A 26,221-nucleotide genomic window follows, 5' to 3' on the forward strand; every position below is an offset into this window, starting at 1 on the left:
ACATGACAACACGCGAAGCAGTTTTCCCCCTTGGTCGGCAGGCGCTTTATGAGCGCAACCGGTATTCACCGGCCATTAAATCCAACGGATTCTTGTTTGTTTCGGGCCAGGTTGGCAGCCGTGAGGATGGTTCGCCTGAACCTGACCTCAAAGCGCAGATCAGGGCGGCATTCGATAACCTTAATGCTGTTCTTATGGCGGCGGGCTGCACATTCAGTGATGTGGTTGACGTCACCCTCTTTGTCGTCGAACCGGAGTCAAACCTCGACGCTATCTGGAGTGTCCTTCCAGAATACTGGGGAGAAGCGCCTTATCCCACTTTGACCGGGGTTGGCGTGACGTGGCTTTACGGATTCCAGTTCGAGATTAAGGTCATTGCCAAACTACCCTAACTCCCGTATCCGTACGGCTCGTTGCCCAAATATGCATCAGCGCTTGTTGGTATCGTAGGTTTGACGCAATTGCTTTACACGTGGAAGGTTTTCTCTGATCCACATGTTGATGCCTTCCAGCACATGGAACATGCTTTTCCCCATCTCCGTGATCTCATATTCCACACGCGGAGGTACTTCGGGAAAATAGTGGCGTTCTACCAAGCCATCTCGTTCCAAGTTTCTCAGTGTCAGCATGCGCTGTGTGATGCCTTCCACCTCACGCTTGATCTCGGAAAACCGCAGGCGACGATCATCTGCGATGGCCAGACGCCATATAACCTGCACGGTCCATTTATCACCGAGCCGCGTGCAGATTCCGTTGGAGGGAATCGGATGGAATGATGAATCGTCTTCAAGACGTTCACTGAGGTAGTCCGGTCCTGCTTGGTCCAAGAGTTTCATTTTTGTGCCTGAGGTTAAGAAAAGTTCCGTCTTCCGCAATTCAGAGATAGAGGAAAGAATACGACGTTCTCATCTTTTTCGAGCTGAATCATGAACGAAGTACATCGCCCTATCCTGGTTTTCGGAGCCACCGGCCGGCAAGGCGGATCAGTGGCCAAGGCGCTGCTGAAGGTCCACTGGCCTGTTCGCGCTTTTGTGCAAGATCCGTTCGAACCTGTCTCAGTTGCGCTGCGTGAGGCAGGCGCCGAGCTCGTGCAAGGATCATTGGAAGATGCCGAAGTCATCGCGGGAGTCATGAAGGATGCGCACGGCGTTTTCAGTGTGATGCCAGCCAACCTGTCGGCAGAAGATGAAGTCCGTTATGGAACACGCGTCGCAGACCTGGCAGTAAAGAGCCATGTTGATCATTTCATCTACTCTTCGGGCGCGAGCGCTGGCGACGAGCCGACAGGTGTCCCGCGCTTCGACGCCAAGCCGCGTATCGAAGCATACATCCGCGAACTGCCGCTGACGGCCACCATCATCCGTCCCATGATCTTCATGGAGATGCTCGTTCGACCTGGCTTCGGCCTCGATGAAGGGCGGTTGGTCTCCCTGATCCACCGCAATCATTCGATCCAGCTCACTGCCGTGCAAGACATCGGGAAAATCGTTACCGCGATGTTCGTAGACAAGGCACGGTTTGCCGGCAAGACGTTGAAGATCGCCAGTGATCGTGTGACGGGCCGTGAACTGGAGGCTGTGTTCTCGGAAGCGGCAGGTCTACCCATCAGCTATTTCCGTTTCCCGGATGAGGTTCTGTCCTCAAACGCCGATCTGGCCCATATGGCGTCGAGCCTGCAAGATGGTCCTCTCTCTGAGCGAGTAGACCTCGATTTGATGCGGGAGATCAATCCTGAACTTGTCTCGTTGCGTACATGGTTGATGGGAGTGGGACGGGAGAAGCTTGAAGAAGCGTTGTGCAGGAAACAAGCATAGATAGGCCGAACCAGAAAGATAGGAGGATGCACATAGATGGAATTTCGCCACCTTCGCTGCTTCCTGGCCACTTACTGGTGCCACACTTATCACCGCAAGCCGAGAGAAGGGTGTCGTCGCGAGACCATTAGCTGGGCGTTCGCCAATGCTAACGACCTACCTGCTGCGCTTGGATACAGAACCCTCAGAGACGCTGGCTCGCTTCATCGAGCGTGTGCAGGCCATCGAGTCACCCGAGATCATCAGGCCAGCGCCAGGAAATATGCCTGATTCTGGTGAGGAATCAATGCTATGAAGAAGGCGATACAAATCTTGCCAACCATAGCGCTGGCTGTTATGTGGCCGCCCGCACATGCATCCATCGTCGTGGCAATCTATCTGGCAGAAATCGAAGCCTCCATTAGCAAGCGCAACGACTGCATTGCCGCTATTGGCCTGGCTATTTTCATGGTGGTGACGCCATGAATGGATTAGGGTTGCCAGAGATCGCTATCGCATTGATCAGCTACCTGCTGCTGCTTCTGCTCATTGCATTGTTACTCGTGCTAATCCCGGATGAACAGGCCGCTTGGCGTGGGATCGTGGGGATGGCGACGAATGGCGTTGCTGGCATTCTCGCCTTACTAGCTGCATATGCGCTGCGCATTCGAGACTTTCAAGCCTTCGGATTCAAATCCGCGAGGTCGCGTTGGCTAGCCATGGGTGTTGTGCTGGGTATCGCCGCATTCGGGTTGAGCGTTCTGGCAGAACACGTGTATTTCCTGTTTGTCACCGAGCAGAACACTCAGGGCGACTTCCAGGCTGCGGCACGGGATGGCCCGATGATGCTCCTCACCTTAATCCTCATGGGGGGCATACTGACGCCGCTTGGCGAGGAAGTATTGTTCCGTGGCGTTATCGCCAATGCACTGAACCGATACGGTGCATGGGCCGGAGTGGTGGGCAGCGCAATGATCTTTGCAGTCGCCCATGGATTCAGCGTTGTCCTGCTAAGCGCCTTTATAGTCGGCCTCTTAACCGGCTTCTTGTTTCGCGCGACTCAATCCATCTGGCCTGGGTTCGTTGTGCATGCCATCTTCAATGGTATTTGGTTGTTGGTCTACAGTTTCTGATAATGCTTGAATAAATCGTATTGGGCAGCAAGAATGCGGAGAAACTAATGAATCAAGACGAAGTCAAGGCAGTATTCGATCAACAGGCTGCTAGCTACGATATACAGTGGGCCAAAACGGCAGCAATCAACGATTGCTTGTACCTCCTTCTCGAGTCGCTGTTTGCCGAGTTGCCCGCTGACGCACGAGTTCTCTGTGTCGGAGCGGGAACAGGAGCGGAGTTGGCCCATCTTGCCCGAAAGCATCCTGCATGGCGGTTTACTGCAGTAGAGCCTTCTGGCCCTATGCTTGATGGTTGCCGAAAACGGGCGGAGAAGGACGGATTTACATCTCGTTGTTATTTCCACGAAGGTTATCTTGATTCACTTCCAGCCATCGGGCTTCATGACGCCGCCACTTGCTTTCTGGTGTCTCAATTAATTCTCGACCAACAAGTGCGATCAGGGTTCTTTCGGGAAATATCAAGCAATCTCAAGCCTGGAGGAATTCTTGCTAGTTCTGACTTGGCTTCTGATGTGGCGTCGCCAGAATATGAAGTATTACTTCGCGCCTGGATGAACATGATGGCGTCGTCAGACATTTCACCTGAGGGGATAGACCGCATGCGCAAAGCATATGCCAATGATGTTGGCGTTCTTCCGCCAATTGAGATTGCATCAATAATTGAGGCCGGAGGTTTCGAGCCTTCCGTGCAGTTTTTTCAGGCCGGATTGATTCATGCATGGCTGTCAAAACGCGCACCGAACAATTTCGCCTAACAATTCAAGCTTTCGCTTGCTAATGACCAAACACATCGACGACAGAGATGAACCATGATGAAAGCAGCAGTTTATGACGCGGCGGGAGCTCCCGGCGTCTTGAGGTATGCCGACATTCCCGCCCCAACCGTCGGGCCTAACAACGTACTGATTTCCGTTGAGGCGATCTCAATTGAAGGTGGCGACCTGATCAACCGCCGTTCGACTCCGCCACCTCAGTCTTCCTGGGTTGTCGGATACGCGGCGGCGGGCACAGTGGTGGCGACCGGATCGAATGTCACAAGCCGCAGAGTCGGAGATCGCGTCACGGCGTTTGACATGCAAGGCTCGCATGCTGCGCTCTGGGCTGTGCCAGCGGGGCGTACATGGCGCATACCCGATGGAGTGGATGCAACAGATGCGGCGGTATTGCCGATCTCGTTCGGGACGGCGCATCACTGCCTTTTCGCACGCGGCGGACTTGCACACGGCGAAACTGTCCTCATCCAGGCGGCAGCCGGCGGCGTGGGCCTTGCCGCCGTCCAACTCGCCGCGCAGGCCGGTGCCACGGTCATCGCCGTGGCGAGTGGAACGCAGCGGAGCAGCCGGCTGACTGAACTCGGCGCCAACCATGTCGTGGATCGCACTGCCCATGACGTCGTGGACGCCGTCCGGCAGATCACCCATGGAACTGGCACCAATCTCGTCGTCGATCCGGTGGGTACGACGCTGCAGAGTTCTCTTGCTGCGCTGGCTCCAGAAGGTCGTCTTATTTTCGTCGGCAATGCTGGTGGCGGCGATTTGGTCGTCGATCTGTGGCCCGCCATGCAGCGCAACCAGACGCTCTCGGGCGTATTCATGGGACCGCTTTTTGAGACCCCTGCGGTCCGCTCAACCGTGGATGAGCTGTTGCAAGCTGTTGCTGACGGACGCATACGCACCATCATTGACCGAACATTCCCCCTGGCGGAGGCCGCTGCGGCCCATACCTATGCGGAAACGGCCAAGCCGCTGGGCCGCGTTGTCATGAGACCGTGAAACCTGCTCGCAGCATGTTGCCACGCATGGCCGTGGAGCCGGTAGTCATAGCGGAAGGTGACGGTACCGCTGGGCGATACCGTCACGTACATTCCGTCTCGGTCAGAAGCCTTCTAAATCTTGGACTTAGGCTTCAGATTTCGCAGTGCAGCGTCGGTCAGCATCGAGGTTTTCCTCCGGTTTTCCGACGGCTTTTACCGTCAGGGACCTGGAGGCCTGCTGATGCTCGGAAAGCCGCGTAAAACAAGCTTTCCCGAGAAGATTTTTACCGTCAAAGACGGTAAAAGTCTCAATAGTGAACGAGAGTGTCTTAATCCGGCCTCGATTCTTACCGCCAGCGCCACCGTCAACTTGTTTTGCTAGCCGGCGATAGCCACCGATAGATGCCGTGACGTATTTACCTAATAAATCAACGCGTTACGACGATTTTTCGATAGCCGGCGATAGTCCTCGAAGGATGTCAAATCACTCCCACTCAATCGTCGCCGGCGGCTTTCCAGAGATGTCGTAGACCACCCGCGAGACGCCGCGCAGTTCGTTGATGATGCGGTTGCTCACCGTACCGAGGAAGTCGTACGGCAGGTGCGCCCAGTGCGCGGTCATGAAGTCGATGGTCTCCACCGCGCGCAGGGCGATGACCCACTCGTAGGCGCGCGCGTCGCCGACCACGCCCACCGACTTGACCGGCAGGAACACCGCGAACGCCTGGCTGGTCCTGTCGTACAGGTCGGCCTTGCGCAGTTCGTCGATGAAGATCGCGTCGGCCTTCGCCAGCAGTTCGGCGTATTCGGGCTTGACCTCGCCGAGGATGCGCACGCCCAGGCCCGGGCCCGGGAACGGGTGGCGGTAGACCATGGTGCGCGGCAGGCCGAGTTCGACGCCCAGGCGCCGCACCTCGTCCTTGAACAGCTCGCGCAGCGGCTCGACCAGGCCCAGCTTCATGTGCTCGGGCAGGCCGCCGACGTTGTGGTGGCTCTTGATGACGTGGGCCTTGCCGGTCTTGCTGCCGGCCGATTCGATCACGTCCGGGTAGATGGTGCCCTGCGCCAGCCACTTGGCATTGCTCAGCTTGCCCGACTCCTCGTCGAAGATCTCGACGAACAGGTTGCCGATGATCTTGCGCTTGGCCTCCGGGTCGGCCACGCCTTCGAGCGCCTTGAAATAGCGGTCCGCCGCATTGACGCGGATGACCTTCACGCCCATGTGCTCGGCGAACATCGCCATCACCTGGTCGCCTTCCTGCCAGCGCAGCAGGCCGGTGTCGACGAACACGCAGGTCAGCCTGTCGCCGATGGCCTTGTGCAGCAGCGCCGCGACCACCGACGAATCGACGCCGCCGGACAGGCCCAGCACCACCTCGTCGTCGCCGACCTGGGCGCGCACGCGGGCGATCTGGTCGTCGATGATGTGCGCGGCGGTCCACAGCGTCTGGCAGCCGCAGATGTCGACCACGAAGCGGCGCAGCAGGGTCTGCCCCTGCAGGGTGTGGGTGACTTCCGGATGGAACTGCACACCGTACCAGCGCTTGTCCTCGTTGGACATCGCCGCGACCGGGATGCGCTCGGTGGTGGCGGTGATGGTGAAGCCCGGCGGCACCTGGGCGACGTGGTCGCCGTGGCTCATCCATACATCCAGCTGCGGTTGCCCGCCATGGTCGGACAGGCCGGAGAACAGCGCATCGGGCGCGACCACCTCGACCACCGCGTGGCCGAACTCGCGCTGGTCGGCCGCCTCGGTAGCGCCGCCCAGCTGCGCGGCCAGGGTCTGCATGCCGTAGCAGATGCCCAGGATCGGCACGCCGGCATCGAACACCTGCTGCGGCGCCGCCGGCGCCCCGAACAGCGTGGTCGACTCGGGACCGCCGGACAGGATGATGCCCCTGGCACCGAACGCTTCGATCTCGGCCGGGTCGTGGTCCCAGGCCCAGATCTCGCAGTAGACGCCGATCTCGCGGATGCGGCGGGCGATCAGCTGCGTGTACTGCGCGCCGAAATCGAGGATGAGGATCTTGTCGCTGTGGATGTTGGTCATGGGGCCGGGATTGGGGACTCGGGATTTGGGATTCGCTACAGCGGCGGGCCGCGACCGGACAGGAACACGGCGGGCTTCCACGAAGCCCGAATCCCGAATCCCCGATCCCGCGGATGGGACTCAGCCCATCCGGTAGTTCGGCGGTTCCTTGGTGATCTGCACGTCGTGGACGTGGCTCTCGCGCTGGCCGGCGCCGGTGATCTTGACGAACTGCGGCTTGCTGCGCATGTCCTCGACGGTGGCGCAGCCGACGTAGCCCATGGTCGCGCGCAACCCGCCCACCAGCTGGTGGACGATGCCGCCGACCGGGCCGCGGTACGGCACGCGCCCCTCGATGCCCTCGGGCACCAGCTTGTCGGCGTCGCTGGAATCCTGGAAGTAGCGGTCCTTGGACCCCTTCTCCATCGCCGCCAGCGAGCCCATGCCGCGATAGCTCTTGTAGCTGCGGCCCTGGAACAGCTCGACCTCGCCTGGGGCTTCCTCGGTACCGGCGAACAGGCCGCCGATCATCACCGTGGAAGCGCCGGCCACCAGCGCCTTGCCGATGTCGCCGGAATAGCGGATGCCGCCGTCGGCGATCAGCGGGATGCGGTCCTGCAGCGCGTCGGCGACCATGCTCACCGCGGTGACCTGCGGCACGCCGACGCCGGCGACCACGCGCGTGGTGCAGATCGAGCCAGGACCGACGCCGACCTTGACCGCGTCGGCGCCGGCGTCCATCAGCGCCAGCGCGGCATCGCCGGTGACGATGTTGCCGCCGATCACCTGCAACTGCGGGAAGCGCTTCTTGACCCAGGCCACGCGCTCGATCACGCCCTGCGAATGGCCGTGCGCGGTATCGACGATGACCACGTCCACGCCGGCGGCCACCAGCGCCTCGACCCGGTGCTCGGTATCACCGCCGACGCCGACCGCGGCGCCGACCAGCAGCCGGGTCGAGCTGTCCTTGGCGGCGTTGGGGTTGTCGGACTTCTTCTGGATGTCCTTGACCGTGATCAGCCCGCGCAGCTCGAAGTCGTCGTTGACCACCAGCACCTTCTCGATGCGGTGCTTGTGCAGCAGGCGCAGCACCTCGTCGGAGGCGGCGCCCTCCTTCACCGTGACCAGCCGGTCCTTCTTGGTCATGATGTGGCGCACCGGGTCGTCCAGCTCGGTCTCGAAGCGCATGTCGCGATGGGTGACGATGCCGGCCAGCTGGCCGTTGCCGTCCACCACCGGCACGCCGGAGATGTTGTGGGCGCGGGTCAGCGCCAGCACTTCGCGGATGGTGGTCTCGGGATTGACCGTGAACGGGTCGCGGATCACGCCGGACTCGAACTTCTTGACCTTGGCCACCTGCGCGGCCTGCTGCTCCACGGTCATGTTCTTGTGGATGATGCCGATGCCGCCGAGCTGGGCCATGGCGATCGCCAGGCGTGCTTCGGTCACGGTATCCATCGCCGCCGACAGGATCGGCAGCTTCAGGCGCAGGTCGCGGGTGAGTCGGGTACCCAGGTCGACGTCCTTGGGCAGGACGGTGGAATGGGCGGGAACGAGCGAGACGTCGTCGTAGGTGAGTGCTTCAGCCAGAATGCGCAGCATTGGCGGACCCGGATGTTGGGAAGCGCGGCATTTTAACCCTAATCGGTCCGGACAGCACGTCCGCGCATGCGCCCGGACCGTGACATAGCGTTGCAGGTGCCCGCGTTCAGCCGGCGGCCTCGGCCGCCTCCAGCGTGTTCTGCATCAGCGTGGCCACCGTCATCGGCCCCACCCCGCCCGGCACCGGCGTGATCCAGCTGGCGCGCTGCGCGGCGGCATCGAAGCCGACGTCGCCGACCAGGCGGCCGTCCTCCAGTCGATTGATCCCCACGTCGATCACCACCGCGCCCGGCTTGACCCACTCGCCGGGGATCAGCCCCGGCCTGCCGACCGCCACCACCAGGATGTCGGCCTCGCCGACGCTGCGCTCGAGTACCGCGCGCGGGGTGAACTTGTGGCAGCTGGTGACCGTGCAGCCGGCGATCAGCAGTTCCAGCCCCATCGGCCGGCCGACATGGTTGCTCACCCCGACGATGGTGGCGTTGCGGCCGCGCACCGGCTGGTCGGTGTGCGCCAGCAGGGTGACGATGCCGCGCGGTGTGCACGGGCGCAGGCCGAACTGGCGCAAGGCCAGGTGCCCGACGTTGGTGGGATGGAAGCCGTCCACGTCCTTGCGCGGATCGATCCGCTCGATCAGCCGGCTGGCGTCGGGGATCCCCGGCAGCGGCAGCTGCACCAGGATGCCGTGGATGCGCGGATCGGCGTTGAGTTTGTCGATCAGCTGCAGCAGTTCGGCCTCGCTGGTCGCCGCAGGCAGGTCGTAGTCGAACGCCTCGATACCCACCTTCTCCGCCGCGCGGCGCTTGTTGCGCACGTACACCGCCGATGCCGGATCGCCGCCCACCAGCACCACCGCCAGCCCGGGACGGCTGCGACCGGCGGCCAGCCGCGCATCGACACGGACCTTGAGCGTATCGAGCAGATCCTCGGCGATGCGGCGGCCGTCCAGGATGCGGGCTGTGGCGGCGGAAGCAGGCGCGGAATCGCTCATCGGGTAGGATCGGTCGTTTGGGGGAAGCGCGTATTGTCGCGCATCCGCCGTTTCCCGCCACAGTCGGGCGCCGGGCCGGCGATACCATGGCGAGTCGGACAGGCGCCGATCGCGGTCAGCGCGACGGTGCGCCCGGCATCTCCACAGGAGCGACAGCGGCCGCCTGCCGATTCCACGCGGCAAGGCCCCATGACCACCGTTGACTCCATGGACCAGGCGGTAACCCACGCGACGCGTGACGCTACTTGGTGGTGTAGCCGCCGTTGATCAGGATGGTCTGCCCGGTGATCCACCAGCCTTCGCCGACCAGGTGGCGGACGAACGGCACCACGTCCTCGATGTCGGTCAGGCCGGTCCTGCTGAAGGGCGACAGCGCCGCCGCGGTCTTGTGGTAGGCGACGGCATCGGCGCCTTCCTGGCCATAGAAGAACGGCGTGTCCATCGGCCCCGGACCGACTGCGTTGACCGAGATGCCGCGCGCACCGAACTCCTTGGCCGCGGCGCGGGTGAAATGCTCCACCGGCGCCTTGGTCCCGGCATAGGAGGCATAGAACGGCGTGAAAGCACCCAGCAGCGACGTCACCAGCGTCACCACCTTGCCGTTGTCGCTGACATGCCTGCCGGCCTCCTTCAGGAAGAAGAACGCCGACTTGGCATTCACTGCCGCCATTTCGTCGTACTCGGCCTCGCCGGTCTCGACGATCGGCTTCTTCAGCACCTTGCCCACGGTATTGACCGCGATGTCGATGCGACCGAACGCTGCCAGGGTGTCGGCGAACAGTTTCTCCACCTCCGCCGCCCCGGTCAGGTCGCCCTGGAAGGCGGCCGCCTCTGCCCCGGCCGCGCGGATCGCGGCCACGGTGTCCTCGGCGTCAGCCCGGCTGGCATCGCTGTTGTAGTGGATGGCCACCGCCGCGGCGCCATGCCCGGCCAGGTCGCGCGCCAGCAGGCCACCCAGGTTCTTGGCGCCCCCGGCGATCAGCACCACCTTGTCCTGCAGGGTATGCACAGTGCTCATGACAGGTCCCTCGTTGAATGGAGACCTGCAGTCTGGACGGTCGAAATTTGCGGATAAACAGGTAAGAATCCAAAAATATATTCGACTGCATCGAACAATCGCCATGGACCTGCTGCAGACCCTGACCATCTTCCAGCGCGTCGCCGAGACCGGCAGCTTCACCCGTGCGGCGCTTGCGCTGGACATGGCCACCTCCTCGGTCTCCAGCGCAGTGCAGCGGCTGGAGAAGCACCTCGGCGTGCCGCTGTTCCAGCGCACCACGCGCCGGATCCGCCTGAGCAGCGAGGGCGAGCTGCTGTACGAGCGCACGGTGCGCCTGCTGGCCGACGCCGCCGAGACCGAGGCGCTGTTCCGCCAGGACCACGCGCCCGGCGGACAGCTGCGGGTGGAGGTGCCGGCACGGATCGCCCATCTCCTGCTCGCGCCGGCGCTGCCGGCCTTCCTGCAGTGCTACCCGCAGGTGAGCCTGGAGCTCGGCAGCAGCGACCGCTTCAGCAATCCGCTCGACGAAGGCATCGACTGCGTGCTGCGGGTCGGCGAGCCCGCCGCGGCCGACCTGGTGGCAAGGCCGCTGGGCCACTTCCGGCAGGCCACCTGCGCCAGTCCCGGCCTGCTCGCCCGCCATGGCCGGCCCACGACGCTGGCGGCATTGGCGGAACTGCCGATCGTCCATTTCGGCCGAATCGCCATCGGCAAGACCGAGAGCTGGGAATACCGGCACGTCGACGGCAAGACCCGGCAACTGCAGATGCGCGGCCGCGTCTCGGTCAGCAACGCCGAAACCTATATCGCCTGCTGCCTGTCGGGCGTGGGCCTGGTCCAGGTGCCCCGCTACGACGTCGAGGACCTGCTCGCCTCCGGGCAGCTGGTGGAAGTGGACGTCCCCGGCTGGACGCCTCCGCCCCTGCCGGTCTCGGTCATGTACCCGCCGCAGCGGCGGCTGTCGCGGCTGCTGCATGCCTTCATCGAATGGCTCCAGGAACGGCTGGCCCCGCATCTGCAGCGCTGACCCGGCCCGGCTCCAGGCCTGTCCGGCGGGCTACTTCCCGCGCTTGACGTGGCGGATCAGGCGCTTCTTCTTGGCGATCTGGCGCTCGCTGAGCACGTTCTTCTTGCCTTCGTAGGGGTTGCTGCCCTCGCGGAACATGAAGCGGACCGGCGTGCCCACCAGCTTGAAGCGCTTGCGGAAGAAGTTCTCCAGGTAGCGCTTGTACGAATCCGGCAGCTCCTTCAGGCGGGTGCCGTGGACGATGAAGGTCGGCGGGTTCGCGCCGCCCGGATGCACGTAGCGCAGCTTGGAGACGTGGCCGCGCACGCTCGGCGGCGGGTTGGCCTCGTAGGCGATCTCCAGCGCCTTGTTGACCTCGGCGGTGGAGAACTCGTGCGTGGCGGAAGCATGGGCGCGGTGGATGGCGCGGAACAGCTCGCGCAGACCCGAGCCGTGCAGCGCCGAGATGCGCACCGCCTCGGCCCACTCGACGAAACCGAGCTTGCGCGACAGCAGCGCCTCGGCCTGCTCGCGCTGGTAGCCGCTCAGTCCGTCCCACTTGTTGATCGCCACCACCAGCGCGCGGCCGGCGTCGAGCACCGCGCCAAGCACGCTGGCATCCTGGTCGGTGACGCCCTCGGTGGCGTCGAGCAGCAGCACGGCCACCTGGCACTGCTCGATGGCCTGCAGCGTCTTGACCACGCTGAACTTCTCCACCGCCTCGTCCACGCGCGACTTGCGGCGCAGGCCGGCGGTGTCGATCAGCCGGTACGGGCGGCCATCGCGTTCCATGTCCACCGCGATCGAATCGCGGGTGGTGCCGGGCACCTCGGAGGCGATCATCCGCTCCTCCCCCAGCAGCCGGTTCACCAGCGTCGACTTGCCCACGTTGGGACGGCCGACGAAGGCCACGCGTATGCGCTCGGGATCGTTGTCCAGCACCTCGCCGGAACCTTCCTCCGGCAGCCGCTCGACGACCTCGTCGACCAGGTCGTCCAGTCCCTGCCGATGCGCGGCCGAGACCGCGAGCACGTCGGAGAAGCCGTAGCGGGCGAACTCGGCGCGCACCGCCTGCTCGTCGGTGCCGTCGATCTTGTTGACCAGCAGCAGCGTCGGCCGCGACAGCTTGCGCAGCCAGGCCAGGATCTCGTCGTCCAGCGCCGACGGCCCTTCGCGGCCATCGACGACGAACAGGATCAGGTCGGCCTCGGCGGCGGCGGCGCGGGCCTGGCGCGCGGTGGCGCCGGCCAGCCCCTGCTCGTCGCCGGCGATGCCGCCGGTATCGACGATCAGGAAGGCATTGGCCTCGTCGAGGCGGCACACGCCGTAGTTGCGGTCGCGGGTGACGCCGGGCTGGTCGTGGACCAGCGCGTCACGGCTGCGCGTAAGCGCATTGAACAGGGTGGACTTGCCGACATTCGGCCGTCCGACCAGGGCGACCAAAGGCAGCATCGCGTCGTCCCCTTACTGAGCCAGCCGGAAAGCGGTCAGCTTGCCGTCGGTGTTCTGCACCAGCACGATGCCGTCGGCCACGATCGGCTGCGCCTTGACCCGGTCGCGCCCGGCGCGCTCGCGCGCCGCCAGTTCGCCGTTGTCCAGCCGCAGCCAGTGCACGTAGCCCTTGTAGTCGGCGACCACGGCGTAGTCGCCCTGGATCGCCACGCCGGTCAGAGAGCGGCGCGCCAGGGCGGCCTGCGACCACATCGCCGAGCCGCTGGCCTTGTCCAGGCCCCACACGGTACCGGCGTTGTCGGCCACCACCACGTTGCCGGAGGAGACACCCACGCCGCCGGCGCCGCCGTGATCGCGCGTCCACAGCGGGCGCCCGCTCGGGCCCTCGATGGCCACGGTCTCGTTCTTGAAGCTGGTGGCGTACAGGATGGTGTCCTCGAGCACCGGCGCGCCATCGACGTCGGCCATGCGCTCCAGTTCTGTGCGCCCTTCCGGGATGCCCGCGGCCTGCTCCCACAACGGGCGGCCGTCCTGCATCGCCAGCGCGGTCACGGTGCCATCGTCGTTGCCGACGAACAGCACGCCCGGCCCGGTCACCACCGGCGCGTTGCCGCGCACGGTGAGCGAGGGCGACTCCTGCTCGTGGAACCAGCGCTGCTGGCCGTTGGCGGCGTCGAAGGCGGTCACGCGGCCATCGTTGCTGCGCACGAACACCAGGTTCTGCGCGATCGCCGGCGGGGCGATGACCTCGTTGGACACCTTGGCCTGCCATTTCTCGCTGCCGTCGGCGGCGTCGAGGGCGATCACCTCGCCGTCGAGCGAGCCGATGACCACCAGCCCCTCGCCCACGCCGGGGCCACCGGCGAATCGCGGCAGCGGCCGCTTCTTCGCTAGGTTCCTGCGCTCCTTCGCCTGCAGCTTCTCGTTGCGCAGGCGCTCCTTGCGGGAGGCCTTGTCGTCGCGCGAGAGCCCCTCGGTGGATTCGCTCTCGACCTGGCTGGGTGCCTCGTCGGCACGCGCCAGACGCTCCTTGCGCACCTTCTTGGCCTCGTATTCCCAGATCTTCTTGCCGCTCTGCAGGTCCAGGGCGAATACCGAGCCGCTGGACGCGGCCGCATACACCTTGCCGTCGGCGACCACCGGGGCCTGGCGCACGCCGATACGGCCCTCGCCCTTGCCGACGTTGGCCGACCAAGCCTTGGAGACCCGTACGCTGGGCTCGAACTTGACCAGTTCGGCCGGCTCGGTGGCCTTCTTGGCCTCGGCGTCCTTGCCGGCGAACCAGCCCTTGACGGTGCTGCAACCGGAAAGCGCAACGCCCACGACCGCCACCAGGGCAATCCGCTTCAACATGACCATGTGTCCCATCAGATCGGCTCCGCAGGATCCGGCACCACGCCGCCGGCATCCATCAATTTCATTTCCACCAGGCGCCGCTGCGGGGCCGCCACATCCAGTGTCGCCAGGGATTTGGCGTAAAGATCACGCGCCTGGTCGCGCTTGCCCTGCGCGATCAGCGCATCGCCGCGAATCTCCAGGCTGATGTTGTCCTCGGCCGAGGCAAGCAGCTTGAGCGCCTCGTCGGGCTTGCCGGCATCCACCAGCAGTCGCGCCAGGCGCTGGTCGATCAGCAGCTGGAACTCGCCGCTGGCCTTGACGCCGCGCAGCGTCTTGATCGCATCCTCGCTCTTGCCCGCCTCCACCTGGGCCTTGGCCAGCCGCAGCGCCGCAAGGTCGGTGTAGATGCCGGTGCGCCCCTGCTCCAGCCCCGCCATGTCCTTGGCGGCCTTTTCGAGGTTGTTGGACTGGATGCCGCCGAGCACGCCTTCGTAGCGGGCGTTGGCCTCGGCCAACTGGTTGTGGCTGTGCTTCTGCCACCACTGCCAGCCCAGGATCGCGGCCAGTGCGATCACCACGCCGCCTATCACCGCGGCACCATTGCTCCTGAGCCAGGAGCGGACACGTTCACTTTGTTCGTGCTCGTCGAGCAGATCGTCAATCGCCATGCGTACTCTCGCTTCCCCCGCCGGGCGAAGCATCTATTCAGTCGATGATTAAAAAAACCGCAGTGCGCTTCAGTTGGAAGCGGGCACCACGGAACCATCAGAGGATACCGCAAACCGCGCCACATTCGCGCGACGGAACGCAGCCGTGTCCACCGTACTACCGGCATGCTGAACCTCCACCGCGGACGCATTGCCCAGCACCACGCGGCCGACCTGGCCGGCCGGATAGCTGCGCTCCTCGCCCGAATGCACCAGCGTCTTCTCGATGGTGTCGCCGTCATGGCCCAGTATCTCGATCCAGCTGTCGCCGCTGAAGCGCAGGCGCAGGCCGTCGTCCTGCGCAGCGGTGCCGGAATCGGCCCGCGGCATCGGCGTAAGCGAGGCGACATAGGGGGCGACCGGCTTGCGCGGCGCAGCAGCCTCGGGCCGCGGCGCCGGGTCCGCGGAGGGCGGCGGCGGCGCTTCGCCGGCGGCCGGCAGCACGTCCAGCGAAGCGGTACTGAGCACGGCCTCGCCGAAATGGCCGCGCGTCGCGAACCACACCGGCACGGCCAGCGCCGCCGTGATCACCACATACACCGTGCGCCGCGCGATGCTCTCCAGCACCCGGCGCGCGCGCGGGGTGTGGGCACGGCTGACCAGCTTCACCGGCTCGATCGGAGCGACCTGGTCGCGCAGCAGCGGCTCCAGATCGACCTGCAGCAGGCGCGCGTAGCTCCTGAGCTGGCCGCGGACGAATACCGGAGCCCCCAGCCGATGCCAGTCCTCCTGTTCGAGCGCACGCACCACGTGTACCGGCATGTGCAGACGCGCAGCGGCGTCCTCGATGGTCAGACCCGCCCTTTCGCGCGCCTCCCGCAGCCACTCACCACTTCCCTTTGCATTTCCGAAGGCGTTCTGGTTGGAATCGGTGGTCACAATGCATCAATCCTGTGAAGCAGCGATCGCATCAGGAAACTCCTTGCGCAGCTGCTCTTGGTAACGGCTGGCGGCTGCCTTGTCGCCAAGCCTTTGTTCGACCTCGATCGCGAGTTGTAACACGGAAGGCGTGCTGCTTGCAGCCGCCAGCCGCCGCTGGGAAAACGCCCGGGCCTCGAAATAGCGCCGCTGGTGGAACTCGCTGCGCGCCATCGACTCCAGCGCATAGGCATTGCCGGGATCCAGTTCGAGCGCCCGCCGCAGATCGCGCTGTGCCCGTTCGAACTGCCCGGTCTGCAGCGCGCAGCCGCCGGCGTTGGCCAGCGCCGCGGCCGGCGTGGCGTAGCCGCGATCGGCCAGCGCGCGATCGAACCACACCAGCGCCTCGGCCGGATGGCCATTTGCACATAGCCACGCACCATAGTTGTTGAGCAGATCTCCCCGCCCCGGCCCGAGCTCGGTGGCCCTGCGATAGCTTTCCCCTGCCGCGGCCACGTTCCCGGCCAGGCTCTGGACCGACGCCAGCACGGTATAGGCATCGGCAGAGGCGGGCTGTTTCTTTAGGACATCGCGCACCAGTCGCTCGGCGGCGGCATGGTCGCCGGCGCGCATGCGCTCGACGGCCAGGCCCAGCTGCTCCTGCTGCTCGATGCGCTGCCGTACCTCGCGGGTGTCGCGCACGTGGTAGCGCGGCGCGACGGACTCGACACGGGTGACCTGCCCGGCCCTGGCGTGGCGTCCGCCACCGCAGCCGGCGATGACCGGCACGAGCGCGACCATCGCCAGCCAGTGGAATCTACGCGGCGGCATCCTGCCCGGCCCGGCCTTCCAGGGTGCGGCGGAACTCGGCCTGGCGCCGGGTGCGGTCCATCACCTGCCCCTTGAGCTGGCCGCAGGCCGCATCGATGTCGTCGCCGCGGGTGCGGCGCACCATGGTCAGCACCTGCGCATCGAGCAGGATCTTCTGGAAGGCGCGGATCTGCGCGTCGTCCGAACGCTCGTAGCGGGTACCGGGGAACGGGTTGAACGGGATCAGGTTGACCTTGCCCGAATCCTTGGCCTGCACCGCGTTGTCGAAGCGACGCATCAGCTGCGCCAGCTGGCGGGCGTGCTCGGGCTGGTCGTTGATGCCCTTCATCAGGGTGTACTCGAAGGTCACCGAGTCGCGCTTCTTGTTGGCGCGCAGGTAGCGCACGCAGGCCGCCATCAGCTCGGCGACCGGGTACTTCTTGTTCAGCGGCACCAGGGTGGTGCGCAGCTCGTCGCTGGCCGCATGCAGCGACACCGCCAGCGACACGTCGCTCTCGGCCGAGAGCCGGTCGATCATCGGCACCAGGCCCGAGGTCGACAGCGTCACGCGCTTGTTGGCCAGGCCATAGCCCAGGTCGTCGCGCATGATGCTCATCGCCCGCACCACGTTCTCGTAGTTCATCAGCGGCTCGCCCATGCCCATCATCACCACGTTGGTGAGGCGACGCTGCTGGTGCGGCACGTTGCCCAGGTGGCGCGCGGCCACCCACACCTGGCCGATGATCTCGGCGGTGGAGAGATTGCGGTTGAAGCCCTGGGTGGCGGTGGAGCAGAAGGTGCAGTTGAGCCCGCAGCCGACCTGCGAGGACACGCACAGGGTGCCGCGGCCCTTGTCGGGGATGTAGACGGTCTCGATGGCGTTCTTGCCGTCGGCCCCCATTGCCAGCAGCCACTTGTGGGTGCCGTCGGTGGAAGGCTTGTCGAACACCACGTTGGGAACCACGACCTCGGCATGCTGCTGCAGCTTGGCGCGCAGCGCCTTGCCGAGGTCGGTCATCTGCTCGAAGTCGGTGACGTAGCGGTGGTGGATCCACTTCATCACCTGGTGGGCGCGGAAGCGCTGCTCGCCGAGGACTTCGACGAAGAAGCGCTCCAGCCCGGCGCGGTCGAGATCGAGCAGGTTCTGCCGGCGCACGGGCGCAGCGGCGGGCATCGGCCCGCCGGTGGTCGTGACGCTGGGGATCTGCACGATCTCGTTCACGGCCATCGCCTCAGCGCGAGACCACGTCGGTGGCGGCGAAGAAGTAGGCCACCTCGTTGGCGGCGTTCTCGACCGAATCCGAGCCGTGCGCGGCATTGGCGTCGATGGAATCGGCGAAATCGGCGCGGATAGTGCCCGGCGCGGCGTCCTTCGGGTTGGTGGCGCCCAGCAGCTCGCGGTGCGCGGCCACGGCGTTCTCGCCTTCCAGCACCTGGATCATCACCGGGCCGGAGATCATGAACTCGACCAGCGCCTTGAAGAACGGGCGCTCGCGATGCACGGCATAGAAGCCCTCGGCCTCGCGCTGCGACAGCTGCTTGTACCTGGCGGCCACGACCTTCAGGCCGGCCTTCTCGAAGCGGCTGTAGATTTCGCCGATGACGTTCTTGGCGACGGCATCGGGCTTGATGATGGACAGGGTGCGCTCCAGCGCCATGGAATGTCTCCGTTGGGCGGGCCACTGAAGGCCCGAGGTTAGCATGTAAAAAACCCGCGTCAAAACGCGGGCTTGGCCGAAATTGCAACTGCCGATTCTAGCGCGTGCCGGCGGGGTTTGCACAGTGCCGGCTGAATCGTGCTGCATCGCAGAATGCCCGGCCGGCGGGAAAGCGCATAAACTCAAACAATCGTTTGATTGATTCCTGCACATGTCCAAGCCTGCCCACTTCTCCACCAAGGACCGCATCCTCGGCGCGGCCGAGGAACTGTTCGCCCAGCACGGCTTCGCCGGCACCTCGCTGCGCCAGGTCACCAGCCAGGCCGACGTCAACATCGCCGCGGTGAACTACCACTTCGGCTCCAAGGAGAACCTGGTCAACGAGGTGTTCCGCCGACGCATGGACGAGATGACCGGCGCGCGCCTGGGCCAACTGGAAGCCGCCCGGCGCGAGCGCCCCGGACAGCTGGAGGCGGTGCTGGCCGCCTTCGTCGAACCGGCGCTGGCGATGGCGCAGGACCGGCAGAGCGGCGGCGCCTTCGTGCGGGTGATCGCCCGCGCCTATGCCGAGAAGAACGACAACCTGCGCAAGTTCCTCTCCGACCACTACGGCCACGTGCTGCGCGAGTTCGGCAAGGCCATCGCCGAGTGCGTGCCGGGTCTGAGCAAGGAGGAGCTGTACTGGCGCCTGGACTTCCTCGCTGGGGCGCTGACCTACGCGATGGCCGATTTCGGCCTGATCAGGCGCCCGGCCGGCGTCGGCGAGGCCGAGCACCGCACCCGCGCCGCGCGCGAACTGATCCGTTTCGCGGAGGCCGGCTTCCTGGCCGCCTCCGTCTCCTAGACAACACGACCGCAGACCAACCAAAGGCTCATCCCTATGTCCAACACCCTGCTCGTTCGACGCGCCGCCGTCCTCGGTGCCGGCGTCATGGGAGCGCAGATCGCCGCGCACCTGACCAACGCCGGCGTCGATACCGTGCTGTTCGACCTGCCCGCCAAGGAAGGTCCCGCCGACGGCATCGTGCTCAAGGCCATCGCCAACCTGGCCAAGCTCAGCCCCGCCCCGCTGGCCGGCAAGGGCCTGGCCGAGGCCATCACCCCGGCCAACTACGGCACGTCCGACGACAGCAGCGGCCTGGAATTGCTCAAGGACTGCGACCTGATCATCGAGGCCATCGCCGAGCGCATGGACTGGAAACAGGACCTGTACAGGAAGATCGCCCCGTACGTGGCCGACCACGCGGTGCTGGCCTCCAACACCTCCGGCCTGGGCATCAACAAGCTCGCCGGCGTGCTGCCCGAGCAGCTGCGCCACCGCTTCTGCGGCGTGCATTTCTTCAACCCGCCGCGCTACATGCACCTGGCCGAGCTGATTCCGGCCACCACCACCGACGCCGCGGTGCTGACCGGGCTGGAGACCTTCCTGACCACCACCGTGGGCAAGGGCGTGGTCTACGCCAAGGACACGCCGAACTTCATCGGCAACCGCATCGGCGTGTTCTCGATCCTGTCCACCATCCACCACACCGCGCAGTTCGGGCTGGGCTTCGACGAGGTCGACGGCCTGACCGGCCCGCTGGTGGGCCGGCCGAAGTCGGCCACCTACCGCACCTCCGACGTGGTCGGCCTGGACACCATGGCCCACGTCATCAAGACCATGGCCGATACCCTGCCCGAGGACCCTTGGCACCGGTACTTCAAGTCGCCGGCCTGGCTGGAGGCGCTGATCGCCAAGGGCGCGCTGGGCCAGAAGACCGGCGCCGGCATCTTCCGCAAGGTCGGCAAGGACATCGTGGTGCTGGACCTGGAGAAGCAGGACTACCGCCCGGCCGACCGCAAGGCCGCCGACGAGGTGGTGGAGATCCTCAAGATCCGCAACCCGGCGGAGAAGTTCGCCAAGCTGCGCGCCAGCGAGCATCCGCAGGCGCAGTTCCTGTGGGCGACGTTCCGCGACCTGTTCCACTACAGCGCCTACCACCTGGCCGACATCGCCGACACCGCGCGCGACGTCGACCTGGCCATCCGCTGGGGCTACGGTTGGTCGCTGGGCCCGTTCGAGACCTGGCAGGCCGCCGGCTGGCACGAGGTGGCGCAGTGGGTGGCCGAGGACATCGCCGCGGGCAAGGCGATGAGCGATGCGCCGCTGCCGGCCTGGGTGCTCGACGGCCGCGACGGCGTGCACAGCGCCGAAGGCAGCTACAGCCCGGCCCGCAACGCGGTCGTGCCGCGCTCGTCGCTGCCGGTGTACAAGCGCCAGCGCTTCCCCGACCCGCTGCTGGGCGAGACCTTCGGCCAGGGCGAGACGGTGTTCGAGAACGACGGCGTACGCATGTGGCACGACGGCGACGGCATCGCCGTGGTCAGCTTCAAGACCAAGATGAACACCGTGTCCGACCAGGTGCTGGACGGCATCCAGGAAGCGGTGAGCCGCGCCGAGAAGGACTTCAAGGGCCTGGTGCTGTGGCAGCACAAGGAGCCGTTCTCCGCCGGTGCCGACCTGGCCGGCGCGCTGGGCCTGCTGCAGGCCGGCAAGGTCGAGCAGTTCGAGGCGATGGTGGCCAACTTCCAGGCCACCAGCCAGCGCATCAAGTATTCGCTGGTGCCGGTGGTGGCCGCGGTACGCGGGCTGGCGCTGGGCGGTGGCTGCGAGTTCCAGATGCACAGCGCCAGGAGCGTGGTCGCGCTGGAGAGCTACATCGGCCTGGTCGAGGCCGGCGTGGGCCTGCTGCCGGCCGGCGGCGGCCTGAAGGAGCTGGCGGTGCGCGCCTCGCAGGCGGCCGGCCCGGGCGGCGACGTGTTCGCCGAGCTGAAGAAGACCTTCGAAACGGTGGCCATGGCCAAGGTCTCCAACTCGGCGGTCAACGCCAAGGAACTGGGCCTGGTGCGCGCCGGCGACAAGGTCGTGCTCAACGGCTTCGAGCTGCTGTACATCGCCAGGGAGGAGGCGGCCGCGCTGTACGAGGGCGGCTACCGTCCGCCGCTGCCGGCGCGCCGCATCCAGGTGGCCGGCGACGTCGGCATCGCCACCTTCAAGATGCTGCTGGTCAACATGCTGGAAGGCCGCTTCATCAGCGACTACGACTACGAGATCGCCACCCGCATCGCCACCGTGCTGTGCGGCGGCGAGGTCGACCGCGGCACGCTGGTGGACGAGGAATGGCTGCTCAAGCTCGAGCGCCGGCATTTCGTCGAACTGGCGCAGCAGGAGAAGACCCAGGCCCGCATCGCCCACATGCTCAAGACCGGCAAGCCGCTCAGGAACTGAGATTCGGGATTCGGGATCGGAGATTCGCAAGAGCGCATCCCCTTCCCTTCAACATTCCAACTACGCCGGGCATCGGTCTCTTTCGGGGTTGCCGGATTCCGCTTCACGAATCCCCAATCCCGAATCCCCATTCCCGGCCTCCGGAGAAAACCAAATGACCAAGCAGATCCAGGACGCCTACATCGTCGCCGCCACCCGCACCCCGGTCGGCAAGGCGCCCAAGGGCATGTTCCGCAACACCCGTCCCGACGACATGCTCGCCCACGTGCTGCGCGCCGTGGTCGCGCAGGCGCCGGGCATCGACACCTCGCGCATCGACGACGCCATCATCGGCTGCGCCATGCCCGAGGGCGAGCAAGGCATGAACGTGGCGCGCATTGGCGTGCTGCTGGCCGGCCTGCCGAACACCGTGGCCGGCCAGACCGTCAACCGCTTCTGCTCCTCCGGCCTGCAGGCGGTGGCGCTGGCGGCCGACCAGATCCGCCTGGGCAACGCCGACCTGATGCTGGCCGGCGGCACCGAATCGATGTCGATGGTGCCGATGATGGGCAACAAGGTGGCACTGTCGCCGAATGTATTCGCCGACGACCACGTCGCCATCGCCTACGGCATGGGCATCACTGCCGAGAAGGTGGCCGAGGAATGGAAGGTCGGCCGCGCCGAGCAGGACGCCTTCGCCCTGGCTTCGCACCAGAAGGCGCTGGCCGCGATCGCCGCCGGCGAGTTCAGCGACGAGATCAGCCCGTACGAGATCGTCTCGCGGGTGCCGGACCTGATTGACGGCAATGTCATCGCCCTGCGCAAGAAGCTGGCCGACACCGACGAGGGGCCGCGCGCGGACACCTCGATCGAGGGCCTGGCCAAGCTGCGGCCGGTGTTCCGCAACGGCCAGTTCGGCGGCACCGTGACCGCCGGCAACTCCTCGCAGATGAGCGACGGTGCCGGCGCGGTGCTGCTGGCCTCCGAGCAGGCGATCAAGGACTATGGCCTGACCCCGCTGGCGCGCTTCGTCAGCTTCTCGGTCGCCGGCGTGCGCCCGGAAGTGATGGGCATCGGCCCGATCGAGGCGATTCCGAAGGCGCTCAAGCAGGCCGGCCTGTCCCGCGACCAGATCGACTGGATCGAGCTCAACGAGGCCTTCGCCGCGCAGTCGCTGGCGGTGATCCGCGACAGCCAGCTCGACCCGTCCAAGGTCAACCCGCTGGGCGGCGCCATCGCCCTGGGCCACCCGCTGGGTGCCACCGGCGCGATCCGCACCGCCACGATCGTCCATGGCCTGCGCCGCCACCACAAGAAGTACGGCATGGTGACCATGTGCATCGGCACCGGCATGGGCGCGGCGGGCATCTTCGAGGCGCTGTAGCCGCCGTTGGCGGACTTGGCCGGGCGACGGGGAGCTATTGTCTTTCCCCGCCCGGCCGGGCTAGAATGCGCGCCCGCTACACGCCATGTGTAGTTGGCCCACGGGCGGTTAGCTCAGCGGTAGAGCACTACCTTGACATGGTAGGGGTCACAGGTTCGAACCCTGTACCGCCCACCACGATCTCATGGATCGTGGCGACAGAAAAGCCGGCGACAGCCGGCTTTTTCGTTTCCTGCAGCGACCGCAGTGCTCACACGGCCAGGCTGGCTTCCTTCAGCTTCTTGATCCGATCGCGCACCTGCGCCGCCTCCTCGAACTCGAGGTCGCGGGCATGCTGGTACATCTCCTGCTCCAGCGCCTTGAGCCGCGACGCCAGCTGCGCCGGATCGAGCGCGCGGTAGTCCTCGGCCGGCTCGGCCACGCGCTTGGCCTTGCCCTTCCCGCCCTTGCCGCCGCCGGCGGCCTCGGACACCGCGCCTTCCAGCACGTCGGTGATCGGCCGCGCCACCGACCTGGGCACGATGCCGTGCTCGGCGTTGTACTCCACCTGCTTCTGCCGGCGGCGGTCGGTCTCGTCGATCGCCGCCTGCATGGAGCGGGTGACCTTGTCCGCGTACAGGATCGCCTTGCCACGCACATTGCGCGCGGCGCGGCCGATGGTCTGGATCAGCGAGCCGGTCGAACGCAGGAAACCCTCCTTGTCCGCGTCCAGGATCGCCACCAGCGAGACCTCGGGCATGTCCAGGCCCTCGCGCAGCAGGTTGATGCCCACCAGCACGTCGAACTTGCCCAGGCGCAGGTCGCGGATGATCTCCACGCGCTCGACGGTGTCGATGTCCGAGTGCAGGTAGCGCACGCGGATGCCGTGCTCGCCCAGGTACTCGGTCAGGTTCTCGGCCATGCGCTTGGTCAGCGTGGTCACCAGCACGCGGTCGCCGAGCTTGATGCGCTCGTGCACCTCGGACATCAGGTCGTCCACCTGGGTGCCGACCGGGCGGATCTCGACCTCCGGGTCGATCAGGCCGGTCGGGCGCACCACCAGCTCGGTGATCTCGCCGGCGGACTCGCGCAGCTCGTACGGACCCGGCGTTGCCGAGACGTAGATGCTGCGCGGCGAGCGCGCCTCCCATTCCTCGAAGCGCAGCGGACGGTTGTCCAGCGCCGACGGCAGGCGGAAGCCGAACTCCACCAGCGTCTCCTTGCGCGAGCGGTCGCCCTTGTACATCGCGCCGATCTGCGGGATGGTCACGTGCGACTCGTCGATCACCAGCAGCGCGTCGGCCGGCAGGTAGTCGAACAGCGTCGGCGGCGGCTCGCCCGGCCCCTTGCCGGTCAGGTGCCGCGAGTAGTTCTCGATGCCGTTGCAGTAACCGACCTCGGCCATCATCTCCAGGTCGAACTGGGTGCGCTGCGCCAGCCGCTGCGCCTCGACCAGCTTGTTCTGCGCATACAGCTGCTCCAGGCGCTCCTTGAGCTCGATCTTGATCGTCTCGACGGCGCTGAGGGTGCGTTCGCGGGTGGTGGCGTAATGGGTCTTCGGGTAGACGGTGATGCGCGGCAGCTTGCGCAGGGTCTCGCCGGTGAGCGGGTCGAACAGGGTCAGCCCCTCGACGTCGCCGTCGAACAGCTCGATGCGGATCGCCTCGCTGTCCGACTCGGCGGGAAACACATCGACCACCTCGCCGCGCACGCGGAAGCTGCCGCGATGCAGCTCGTACTCGTTGCGGGTGTACTGCAGGTCGGTCAGGTGGCGGATCAGCTGGCGCTGGTCGACGTGGTCGCCGCGCGAGAGGATCAGCCGCAGCGACAGGTAGTCCTCCGGCGCGCCCAGGCCGTAGATCGCCGACACCGTGGCAACCACCAGCGCGTCCGGGCGCGAGAGCAGCGTCTTGGTCGCCGCCAGCCGCATCTGCTCGATGTGCTCGTTGATCGAACTGTCCTTCTCGATGAAGGTGTCCGACGACGGGACGTAGGCCTCGGGCTGGTAGTAGTCGTAGTAGCTGACGAAGTACTCCACCGCATTGTGCGGGAAGAACGACTTGAACTCGCCGTAAAGCTGCGCGGCCAGGGTCTTGTTCGGCGCCATCACCAGCGTGGGCTTCTGCACCTGCTGCACCACGTTGGCGATGGTGTAGGTCTTGCCGGAACCCGTGACGCCCAGCAGCGTCTGCTTGGCCAGGCCAGCCTGGAAGTTGGCCACCAGCTTGTCGATGGCCTGGGGCTGGTCGCCGGACGGCGAGTACGGGGATACGAGTTGGAAACGATCGGTCATGGCCGCTGATATGGGGGCGACCCACAAGTATATCCACCGTTTTCCGACGCCCCGGCCAGCGCAAACCCTACGGCGCCGGAGCTGCCTGACCGATTCATGGCAGCCGCTCCTGCGCCCCAGACTGCTGCCGGGTCGCAAGGAGACAGCCAAATGCCAAGAACCGCAGCAACCGGCTTCACATTGGTCGAGTCCATGATCACCATGGCCCTGTTGGGCATCCTGGTCGCCATCGGGCTGCCCTCGTTCAAGGGCATGATCGAGCGACAGCGAGCCCTCGCCGCCACCCACCTGCTGAGTGCCCAGTTCGCCATCGCGCGCAGCACCGCCATCAGCCAGCGGATTCCCACGGCGGTCTGCCCTTCCTCGGATGGAACCCGTTGCAGCGACGGCACCGACTGGAGCCGGGGCTGGATCATGTACCGCGACCCGGGAAGGGCCACCCAGCCGGCCGGCAGCCCAGCCGTCCTGAGGTGGGAGAACCGCCCTGCCGCGGGAACGATCCGGCTGATCTCCACATCCGGCCGCCGCTTCATCCGATTTCTTCCGGACGGCCGCAGCGCCGGCACGAACCTGAGCATCGGGATCTGCTCGGGCGGGCGGCTGATGGCCCAGGTCGTGGTGAACAATCATGGCCGCGTGAGAACGTCCAGGCCCGCGGCAGCCATGCGGTGCGCCGACTGATCCCTGGATTCCCAAAAGCAAAGGGCCGCGATCGCTCGCGGCCCTAGCAGTGTCTGGCGCCCGAAGTTGGACTCGAACCAACGACCCCCTGATTAACAGTCAAGTGCTCTAACCGGCTGAGCTATTCGGGCGGGGAGGCGCATTGTATAGACCCAAGGTGATGCCATGCAACACCTTCAACGTTCCGCATGCTACACGCCTTGAACCCGTTGTTCCCCGCCCTCCCGGGCGTCCATGGTTGAGCGACGGCCGCCGCGCCGCGTACACAAGCGGCATCCAGCGCCTAGCATGGCCCGGTACTGGTCGAGCTGGCCCCTGGTTCCCCGCCAGTCGAATTCCGTGCCGCGTCAGCTCACCGAAGTCTGGCGAGTCGAATCGAAGCATCGCGGAAGCAATCTGTAGGAGCGACTTCAGTCGCGATGGGCCTTCCCGGCAGAGCCCGATCGCGACTGAAGTCGCTCCTACAAGGAGGGATTGCAAGGAGGGATTGCTTGGACTGCCGCT

Annotated in this window: 24 protein-coding genes, 2 tRNA genes and 2 pseudogenes; 13 read left to right on the forward strand and 15 right to left on the reverse strand. The window is 65.6% G+C overall.

Annotated features, from left to right (window positions below; all coding sequences use genetic code 11):
* The first annotated feature begins 2 nt into the window (after nucleotides 1-2).
* Nucleotides 3-392 carry a RidA family protein gene (locus tag LRX76_RS10470; RefSeq protein ID WP_231804850.1) on the forward strand — a complete coding sequence of 130 codons (390 nt, stop codon included), beginning with the start codon at nucleotides 3-5 and terminating at the stop codon, nucleotides 390-392.
* Between the two features lie 36 nt (nucleotides 393-428).
* On the opposite strand, the gene LRX76_RS10475 is transcribed toward LRX76_RS10470, so the two are convergent.
* Complete coding sequence (locus LRX76_RS10475; protein WP_231804852.1) at nucleotides 429-836, reverse strand: helix-turn-helix domain-containing protein; 408 nt, start codon at nucleotides 834-836, stop codon at nucleotides 429-431.
* 90 nt (nucleotides 837-926) lie between these two features.
* Here LRX76_RS10475 and LRX76_RS10480 point away from each other — a divergent pair, with 90 nt between their 5' ends.
* From LRX76_RS10480 to LRX76_RS10505, 6 genes and pseudogenes are all read left to right on the forward strand, one after another.
* Nucleotides 927-1,814, forward strand: a complete 888-nt coding sequence (locus LRX76_RS10480; protein ID WP_231804854.1) for an NmrA/HSCARG family protein — start codon at nucleotides 927-929, stop codon at nucleotides 1,812-1,814.
* Between the two features lie 70 nt (nucleotides 1,815-1,884).
* Nucleotides 1,885-2,109, forward strand: a pseudogene (locus tag LRX76_RS10485) (LysR family transcriptional regulator); the annotation flags it as partial.
* The gene (locus LRX76_RS10490) at nucleotides 2,106-2,279 is read left to right on the forward strand and encodes a hypothetical protein (RefSeq protein ID WP_231804857.1); all 174 of its coding nucleotides are present in this window, start codon (nucleotides 2,106-2,108) and stop codon (nucleotides 2,277-2,279) included. The pseudogene LRX76_RS10485 and the gene LRX76_RS10490, both read left to right, overlap by 4 nt.
* A gap of 32 nt (nucleotides 2,280-2,311) precedes the next feature.
* Nucleotides 2,312-2,926, forward strand: coding sequence for a type II CAAX endopeptidase family protein (locus tag LRX76_RS10495; RefSeq protein ID WP_231804859.1), 615 nt, complete (start codon nucleotides 2,312-2,314; stop codon nucleotides 2,924-2,926).
* 47 nt (nucleotides 2,927-2,973) lie between these two features.
* Entirely contained in the window at nucleotides 2,974-3,684 is a 711-nt protein-coding gene (locus LRX76_RS10500; protein ID WP_231804861.1) for a class I SAM-dependent methyltransferase, read from the forward strand.
* Nucleotides 3,685-3,741: 57 nt separating this feature from the next.
* The gene (locus LRX76_RS10505) at nucleotides 3,742-4,701 is read left to right on the forward strand and encodes a zinc-binding alcohol dehydrogenase family protein (RefSeq protein ID WP_231804863.1); all 960 of its coding nucleotides are present in this window, start codon (nucleotides 3,742-3,744) and stop codon (nucleotides 4,699-4,701) included.
* A 29-nt stretch (nucleotides 4,702-4,730) separates the two neighbouring features.
* Here the strand turns inward: LRX76_RS10505 and LRX76_RS10510 are convergent.
* The 5 genes and pseudogenes from LRX76_RS10510 to LRX76_RS10530 form a co-directional block, all read right to left on the reverse strand.
* A pseudogene (locus LRX76_RS10510) lies at nucleotides 4,731-4,865 on the reverse strand (Arm DNA-binding domain-containing protein); the annotation flags it as partial.
* Between the two features lie 301 nt (nucleotides 4,866-5,166).
* Entirely contained in the window at nucleotides 5,167-6,732 is a 1,566-nt protein-coding gene (gene guaA / locus LRX76_RS10515) for a glutamine-hydrolyzing GMP synthase (protein WP_231804865.1), read from the reverse strand.
* A 120-nt stretch (nucleotides 6,733-6,852) separates the two neighbouring features.
* The gene (guaB, locus tag LRX76_RS10520) at nucleotides 6,853-8,313 is read right to left on the reverse strand and encodes an IMP dehydrogenase (RefSeq protein WP_231804867.1); all 1,461 of its coding nucleotides are present in this window, start codon (nucleotides 8,311-8,313) and stop codon (nucleotides 6,853-6,855) included.
* 106 nt (nucleotides 8,314-8,419) lie between these two features.
* Nucleotides 8,420-9,304 (reverse strand): bifunctional methylenetetrahydrofolate dehydrogenase/methenyltetrahydrofolate cyclohydrolase FolD, encoded by an 885-nt coding sequence (gene folD, locus LRX76_RS10525; RefSeq protein ID WP_231804869.1) that lies wholly within the window; start codon nucleotides 9,302-9,304, stop codon nucleotides 8,420-8,422.
* 241 nt (nucleotides 9,305-9,545) lie between these two features.
* Nucleotides 9,546-10,322: an SDR family oxidoreductase gene (locus tag LRX76_RS10530; RefSeq protein WP_231804871.1), complete on the reverse strand. Its 777-nt coding sequence runs from the start codon at nucleotides 10,320-10,322 to the stop codon at nucleotides 9,546-9,548.
* A 103-nt stretch (nucleotides 10,323-10,425) separates the two neighbouring features.
* Between LRX76_RS10530 and LRX76_RS10535 the strand changes: the two genes are divergently transcribed.
* Entirely contained in the window at nucleotides 10,426-11,331 is a 906-nt protein-coding gene (locus LRX76_RS10535; RefSeq protein WP_231804873.1) for a LysR family transcriptional regulator, read from the forward strand.
* 30 nt (nucleotides 11,332-11,361) lie between these two features.
* Here the strand turns inward: LRX76_RS10535 and der are convergent, their stop codons facing one another.
* From der to ndk, 7 genes are all read right to left on the reverse strand, one after another.
* On the reverse strand, nucleotides 11,362-12,762 hold the full coding sequence (gene der / locus LRX76_RS10540) for a ribosome biogenesis GTPase Der (RefSeq protein WP_231804875.1): 1,401 nt from the start codon (nucleotides 12,760-12,762) through the stop codon (nucleotides 11,362-11,364).
* 12 nt (nucleotides 12,763-12,774) lie between these two features.
* Entirely contained in the window at nucleotides 12,775-14,130 is a 1,356-nt protein-coding gene (gene bamB, locus LRX76_RS10545) for an outer membrane protein assembly factor BamB (protein WP_231804878.1), read from the reverse strand.
* Entirely contained in the window at nucleotides 14,130-14,768 is a 639-nt protein-coding gene (locus LRX76_RS10550) for a tetratricopeptide repeat protein (protein WP_231804880.1), read from the reverse strand. The genes bamB and LRX76_RS10550 overlap by 1 nt, the downstream gene beginning before the upstream one ends.
* 69 nt (nucleotides 14,769-14,837) lie before the next feature.
* Nucleotides 14,838-15,686 (reverse strand): RodZ domain-containing protein, encoded by an 849-nt coding sequence (locus LRX76_RS10555; protein ID WP_231804882.1) that lies wholly within the window; start codon nucleotides 15,684-15,686, stop codon nucleotides 14,838-14,840.
* Between the two features lie 6 nt (nucleotides 15,687-15,692).
* On the reverse strand, nucleotides 15,693-16,466 hold the full coding sequence (pilW, locus tag LRX76_RS10560; protein ID WP_231805167.1) for a type IV pilus biogenesis/stability protein PilW: 774 nt from the start codon (nucleotides 16,464-16,466) through the stop codon (nucleotides 15,693-15,695).
* 16 nt (nucleotides 16,467-16,482) lie between these two features.
* The gene (gene rlmN, locus LRX76_RS10565; protein WP_231804884.1) at nucleotides 16,483-17,697 is read right to left on the reverse strand and encodes a 23S rRNA (adenine(2503)-C(2))-methyltransferase RlmN; all 1,215 of its coding nucleotides are present in this window, start codon (nucleotides 17,695-17,697) and stop codon (nucleotides 16,483-16,485) included.
* A 10-nt stretch (nucleotides 17,698-17,707) separates the two neighbouring features.
* On the reverse strand, nucleotides 17,708-18,133 hold the full coding sequence (ndk, locus tag LRX76_RS10570) for a nucleoside-diphosphate kinase (RefSeq protein WP_231804886.1): 426 nt from the start codon (nucleotides 18,131-18,133) through the stop codon (nucleotides 17,708-17,710).
* Nucleotides 18,134-18,344: 211 nt separating this feature from the next.
* Between ndk and LRX76_RS10575 the strand changes: the two genes are divergently transcribed.
* The 4 genes from LRX76_RS10575 (at nucleotide 18,345) to LRX76_RS10590 (ending at nucleotide 22,941) form a co-directional block, all read left to right on the forward strand.
* The gene (locus LRX76_RS10575) at nucleotides 18,345-18,977 is read left to right on the forward strand and encodes a TetR family transcriptional regulator (protein WP_231804888.1); all 633 of its coding nucleotides are present in this window, start codon (nucleotides 18,345-18,347) and stop codon (nucleotides 18,975-18,977) included.
* A 36-nt stretch (nucleotides 18,978-19,013) separates the two neighbouring features.
* Nucleotides 19,014-21,401, forward strand: coding sequence for a 3-hydroxyacyl-CoA dehydrogenase/enoyl-CoA hydratase family protein (locus LRX76_RS10580; RefSeq protein ID WP_231804890.1), 2,388 nt, complete (start codon nucleotides 19,014-19,016; stop codon nucleotides 21,399-21,401).
* A gap of 154 nt (nucleotides 21,402-21,555) precedes the next feature.
* Nucleotides 21,556-22,764 carry an acetyl-CoA C-acyltransferase gene (locus tag LRX76_RS10585; protein ID WP_231804892.1) on the forward strand — a complete coding sequence of 403 codons (1,209 nt, stop codon included), beginning with the start codon at nucleotides 21,556-21,558 and terminating at the stop codon, nucleotides 22,762-22,764.
* A gap of 102 nt (nucleotides 22,765-22,866) precedes the next feature.
* Nucleotides 22,867-22,941 (forward strand) — tRNA-Val (locus LRX76_RS10590).
* 73 nt (nucleotides 22,942-23,014) lie between these two features.
* Here LRX76_RS10590 and uvrB read toward each other — a convergent pair.
* Nucleotides 23,015-25,036: an excinuclease ABC subunit UvrB gene (gene uvrB / locus LRX76_RS10595; protein ID WP_231804895.1), complete on the reverse strand. Its 2,022-nt coding sequence runs from the start codon at nucleotides 25,034-25,036 to the stop codon at nucleotides 23,015-23,017.
* A gap of 150 nt (nucleotides 25,037-25,186) precedes the next feature.
* Between uvrB and LRX76_RS10600 the strand changes: the two genes are divergently transcribed.
* Nucleotides 25,187-25,717: a Tfp pilus assembly protein FimT/FimU gene (locus tag LRX76_RS10600; RefSeq protein ID WP_231804897.1), complete on the forward strand. Its 531-nt coding sequence runs from the start codon at nucleotides 25,187-25,189 to the stop codon at nucleotides 25,715-25,717.
* A 54-nt stretch (nucleotides 25,718-25,771) separates the two neighbouring features.
* Here LRX76_RS10600 and LRX76_RS10605 read toward each other — a convergent pair.
* Nucleotides 25,772-25,848: transfer RNA gene (locus LRX76_RS10605), tRNA-Asn, on the reverse strand.
* Between the last annotated feature and the right edge of the window lie 373 nt (nucleotides 25,849-26,221).

The sequence above is a fragment of the Stenotrophomonas sp. MMGLT7 genome, assembly GCF_021168555.1.
Classification (GTDB): domain Bacteria; phylum Pseudomonadota; class Gammaproteobacteria; order Xanthomonadales; family Xanthomonadaceae; genus MMGLT7.